At 28.0% G+C, this 2,811-nt stretch carries 2 protein-coding genes; both read right to left on the reverse strand.

Translation table 4 applies throughout. The features are described from left to right. Positions 1-151: 151 nt before the first annotated feature. The gene (locus D9R21_RS05570; RefSeq protein WP_126821427.1) at positions 152-439 is read right to left on the reverse strand and encodes a hypothetical protein; all 288 of its coding nucleotides are present in this window, start codon (positions 437-439) and stop codon (positions 152-154) included. Between the two features lie 96 nt (positions 440-535). Further along, positions 536-2,443, reverse strand: coding sequence for an ABC transporter ATP-binding protein (locus D9R21_RS05575; protein WP_126821428.1), 1,908 nt, complete (start codon positions 2,441-2,443; stop codon positions 536-538). Between the last annotated feature and the right edge of the window lie 368 nt (positions 2,444-2,811).

The following is a 2,811-nucleotide window of genomic DNA, read 5'->3' on the forward strand; positions in this document are numbered from 1 at the left end:
AGTTTTCATTCTTTATTAAAAAAAGCAACAATTCATAACAATATTTACTTATCGCATGACGAATATATTAATGATGTTAAAAAATGAAATAAATGATATTCAAGCCGCAAAGAAAAGGATATAATAAATAAAAGTTTATAAACCTTTTTTACTAATACTTACTTTTTGGGGTGCACTCTACTCTTCTAATTCAGAACGTGACATTTTTTTTGACATCATTTGAGTCAATTGTTGAAATACTAATTCTTCTTTTTGTCTTTTGTTTACTTTGAGATCCACGACCTCATTCTAGGTTATCAAAATTGTTTTGTGCGTCTACACGTCATCTATGTATAGTAGATTTGGCTATGTTATATTTTTGAACTGTTAGTTTAATGCCATTTAACTCAGCAAATGTTAAAATTTCTAGTTTTTCATTTTTGTTTCATTGTTTTGCCATAAGAAAAGAACATCCTTTCAATAAAATTATATAACAGAAAATGTTTGTCTCTTTTTTCTGTCAATTTTATTTTAGATGTTCAAAATAAACACTTTTTTATTTTCCTTGATTACCAGCACGATGAAGGTCACGGAATGGACCATCAACTGCAATTAACTCATCATACTTACCATTTTGAATAATTCCTTGCCCTTTTCCTAAGACAAAAATTTGATCAACATTTTTAATTGTACTTAATCGGTGAGCAATTGAAATTGTTGTTTTACCAACCATAATTTTTTCTAATTCAGCTTGAATTTCTTTTTCCACAATATTATCTAAAGCACTTGTTGCTTCATCTAAGATTAAAATTTGTGGGTTCTTTAAAATCATTCGGGCAATAACTAGGCGTTGCTTTTGTCCACCTGATAACATAAACCCTCGTTCTCCTAAAATAGTATTATAACCATTTTTTCAACACATTACTAAATCATGCAGATTGGCTTTTTTACAAGCTTCAACTACTTCTTCATATGTTGCATTAAACATTCCGTATTTAACATTATAAATTACATCCCCAAATAAAATTTTTGGTTCTTGTTCAACATAACCAACATGTTTTAAATAACTTGCTAAATTTAATTTTTTTAGATTAGTGTTATTAACAATAACTTCCCCACTCGTTGGATCATAGAAACGTAATAATAATTTTGAAATTGTTGATTTACCACTTCCAGTTTCTCCAACGAAAGCATAACTTTTTCCTTTTTCAAATGTAACTGTTGTTTTAGGTAAAATAATAACACCTGGTTTTTCAGGGTATTCAAAAACAATATCTTTTAAAATAATATCACCTTTAACTTCTTGTATCTCAGGCGCATTACGGTTTGGATCAATGATTGTATCAACACGAATTAATTGAATAATTCGTTTTGTTGAAGCTGTTGCACGTGCTAATCCTGGAACTAATCCAGTTAAAGTTCAAATTGGAAATGCCAAAGTATTAACCCCTGTAATAAAGGCTGGCAAAATTTTCATAATACGATTAGTATGTTCTGCTCCTTTATTACCATATAAAATAATACTTGCTAAAACAACAATCACTGTTAAACTTAATGCACATAAAATAATAATTGTTGTCATTCGTGCTTGAATAAGATTTAAACGACGATTAACACGGTAATATTCTTTATGAATTTGTTCAAAACGAACACGTTCATATTCTTCTGTCCCTGTTGCGTTAATTAGCGAAATTGATGCAATTCGATCGGTCACATCTCCATTAACATCTGTAATTTTAGCACGAACATTTTCTGTTTCTGATGCTTGTGAACGGAAAGTTACTGCCACAGCAACCATAAATAATGCTGTTGATCCTAAACAAATCAATGCTAATTTTCAATCAATATTTAATAATGAAATTGCACTACCAATAAATATAATTGGAATACTAATTAAGTTAGCTGGGGTTAATTGTGATTCATCCCCAATAACTTGTGTATCATTAATTAATTTAGTCATTGTTTCTCCAATTTTTTTATCAGAATAATAACCAATGTTTAAATTAACTAAATTATTTAATATTGCATTACGAACATCAATTTCAATATTCCGCCCTAGCATTCCACCTACTCGTTCACGAATATTTGTTGTAATTACGGCAATTAATAAATCAACACCAATGATAATTAATCATATATATCATCGTAAGCCTGTTGTGACTGAACTTGGATTATCTCCAAATTCAAATAAAATTTCACTCATTAATTGGTTAATTAAAAAAGTCATTATAACAATTGAAGTTGAACTTAGTACTAATGCAAATAAAATTGTAAATGAACGTAATAAATAACGACGGTAATAAATTGCAACTAACTTAAAAAAACTAATTCGAGGTGCCTTGATTCGTTTCATCATTTCTAATGGCGTTTCTTGTTTACGAGCTTGATTTTTTTCATGTAATTCATTGTAATCTAAATTATTTTCAATTTTATTAATATCAATTAATTCTTTAATTTTCCCCATAACCTCAACTCATTTCTTAAAAAATGCTAGCTTAATATTTGCTCTCTTATCAATGTATTATATCAAAAAAATAAAACTTTTTTAAAATTTTAAAAAAGTTGGGTGAATAACTGAATTACGGATTTACAATATTCATAAAAAGAAACGGAAAAGACTGCACCCCAAAAAGTAAGTAAAATTAAAAAAGAACTTTATCAAACTTTTAGAGGGGGTGCATTTTTTAATGGCAGGAAAAGAACAAAAATTTAAAAAATATACTGCAGAATTTCGAAAAAATACAGTAAAAGAAATTGAACAAACATCGCTTACTTATATTGCACAAAAATATAAAGTAAATATAAAAACACTTGATTCATGACAAAGAAATT

Source organism: Spiroplasma endosymbiont of Megaselia nigra (assembly GCF_003987485.1).
In the GTDB taxonomy this organism is placed as follows: domain Bacteria; phylum Bacillota_I; class Bacilli_A; order Mycoplasmatales; family Mycoplasmataceae; genus Spiroplasma.